The following is a 2,648-nucleotide window of genomic DNA, read 5'->3' as shown; positions in this document are numbered from 1 at the left end:
GTGAACCGAAGTCGAAGCGGAAGCGGCCGGGCTGGTTCTCGGAACCGGCCTGGGCGGCCGTCGGGCCGAGGGCGTCGCGCAGGGCCTGGTGGGTGAGGTGCGTGGCCGAGTGGGCGCGGGCGATGGCGAGCCGCACCGACCGGGCGCAGTCCACCACGTCCGCCAGCCCCATCAGTCCCATCAGGCCCGCCATGCCCGCCATGCCCGCCAGTCCCATCAGGCCCGCCAGTCCCACTAGTCCCACCAGGTCCGCCGAGTCCGGCAGGTCCGCCCGCACGCACCAGCACCCGGTCCAGCCGTGAGACGCGGCCGGACAGCGAGGAGACGGCGGCCAGCGGGTTGGTGACCGGGTCGAACGTGGGGGTGTGGTCGTCGGGCCCGTGGACGGCGGTCCAGGCGTCACGCATCCCGAGTACGGCGGCCGGTCCGTCCGGGCCGTCGCCGCCGTCGTTGAAGTCGCCCAGCAGGATCAGGTCGCCGTCCACGCCCGCCAGCCCCTCGGCGAGGCGGGCGAGTTCGGCGCGCCGCCGCTCCGGACCGTTGTCGGAGTGATCACTGCTGAGGTGCGTGGCGGCCACCACGAGCGGCCCGGAGGCGGTGTCGACGACCAACGCGGTGACCGCCTTGTGCGGACCGAGGGCGTGCCGCGCGGCCTCCCGTACAGGCAGCCGGCTGAGCAGCAGCAGTCCGGTGTCGTCGATGTCCCTCCCCGCCGGATCCGTGCCCAGGGTGTAGCTGGCGCGGACCCATGGGGCCCGTAGCAGCATGTCGAGCAGTCCCGCCTCGACCTCCTGCAGTGCGATGACGTCGGCGTCGGCGTCCTCCAGGGCCGCGAGAAGCAGCGGACGGCGCCCGGCGGTGTCGATGAGGTCGCTGTCGTAGCGGTCCCACAGGGTGTTCCAGGTGAGGACGCGCACCGTCCCCGCACCGGCAGGTGCCTGCTCGGCGCGAGTTGTACGCGTACCTGCCACGGGACGCCACCCGCTCGCCGGATCCCACGCGTACGGTGTCCCGGCGGTGAAGAACGGCGCCCGCAGCCGGCGCGGCTCCCGTACCCGGCCGGCCCCGGAGCTGCCGACGCGGTCCACGCCCGTCGCGCGGTCCCACACCAACTCGCCGTCCGCCTCGACGAACAGCACCCGGTGCCAGGGGATCTCGCCGCCCGGAGTGAAGGCGGGCAGCGGTACGCGCTTGGCGGGGGCCCCTCGCTGATGGATGCCCAGCACGAAGCGCGCGGGGTCGAACCGGGGGTCCCAGCGGACCTGGTGGTAGATCTCCTCGCTGGTACGCATTACGCCTCCTCCCCGTCCAGGGTGCTCTCCAGGACGCCCGCCACGTCATCGACGGTGCCGCCCGCGCCGACGTACCAGGTGCGGTGTGCCTGACCCGGGTACGGCGGGTCGAACCGGCGCAGCTGTGCGGCGAGCACACCCGGTGGCACCGGATGCGGCCGCACGGTGTTGCGCCGGGCCAGTTCCTCCTCGCGGACCAGCACGACCGCGTGGGTGAGCAGGGCGTCGTGGCGCCGGGCCACCGCGTGCACCAGGGAACGCTGCTGCCGACTGAGGGAAGTGGCGTCCCACACCACGGTGCCGCCGCGGGCCAGCGCGGTGTCCAGCCGGTCCAGGCCCTGCCGCAGCACTTCCGCGTTGGCGCGCTGGTCCGCCCGGGAGCCGCGCGCCTGGCGCAGGTCGTCGAGGGACACGGAGGCGTCGACGCCGCGCAGTCCCGCGGCGAAGGCGCTCTTGCCGCTGCCGGACGGCCCGACCAGGTGGATCAGCCGGGGGAACGCCCCGGACTTCAGCCGGGGGAACGCCCCGGACCGCCACCGCCGACTCACCGCCAGAGCCTCCTCCACGCTCACGATCCGCCCCCGGGCACAGTACTTCCGCACCTCCGCCCAGCACCGGTCGGCGACGTCGGCGTCGAGTCCGTCGAGTCCGTCGAGCGAGTCGAGCGCATCGAGTCCGTCGAGCGCGTCGAGTGCGGCGAACTCGTCGCGCAGGCCGACGCGCAGCGGTTCCAGCGGTGCCGGGCCGAGCAGCCCGGCGTCGTCGGCGTTGAGCGCGGACCACTCCACCTGTTCACGTGCCTCGGCGGCCTCCGTACCCGTACGCCCGGCCAGGACGGCGCCCGCGACCGCGTGCAGCACACCCAGGTCGGCCGCGTCGGCCATCCGTATCAGCCCGCCGAGGCGCTCCTCGTCCGGGAACGCGCGGTGCAGCCCGGAGTGCAGGCCGACCAGATCGGCGACGCGGCGGGCCAGCGGCATGCCCAGTGGCACCGCGAGCCGAGCCGCCAGCCGTGACCGCCTGCCCCGGTGCAGCAGCGCGGCCAGCACACCGGCCAGCCGCGCGTCCCCCGACGACCGCCCCAGCCCGTCGAGCCGCGCGCTCACCTCGGCCACGGCCGACCCGACGGCCGACCCGACGGCCGACCCGACGGTCGACTCGACAGTCTCCGAGGAGTCACCGGTGAGGAGCTCCGCCTCGTCCATGCCGACGGCGGCCAGCAGAGACGGTACGTCGGCACCGGCACCGGACCGCACCGCCCACAGCGCGGCGGCCGGGCCCAGCCCGTTCTCCACGACGGGCGCGTACATCCAGTGCGTATCCGTCCGTACGTGCCCGGCTCGCACCCACTTGGCC

1 protein-coding gene and 1 pseudogene are annotated in these 2,648 nt (G+C 74.7%); both read right to left on the bottom strand.

What is annotated here, in order from left to right; all coding sequences use genetic code 11:
* Nucleotides 1-269: 269 nt before the first annotated feature.
* Nucleotides 270-1,292: pseudogene (locus FNH04_RS44500) on the bottom strand (RNA repair domain-containing protein); the annotation flags it as partial.
* The coding region (locus tag FNH04_RS44495) for an ATP-binding protein (RefSeq protein WP_152791918.1) at nt 1,292-2,648 on the bottom strand (1,357 nt) is incomplete at its 5' end. The gene FNH04_RS44495 and the pseudogene FNH04_RS44500, both read right to left, overlap by 1 nt.

This window comes from Streptomyces phyllanthi, from assembly GCF_009377205.1.
Lineage (GTDB): Bacteria > Actinomycetota > Actinomycetes > Streptomycetales > Streptomycetaceae > Streptomyces > Streptomyces phyllanthi.
Note: the sequence above shows the minus strand (reverse complement) of the source record. Positions and strands in the feature narration are given on the sequence as shown.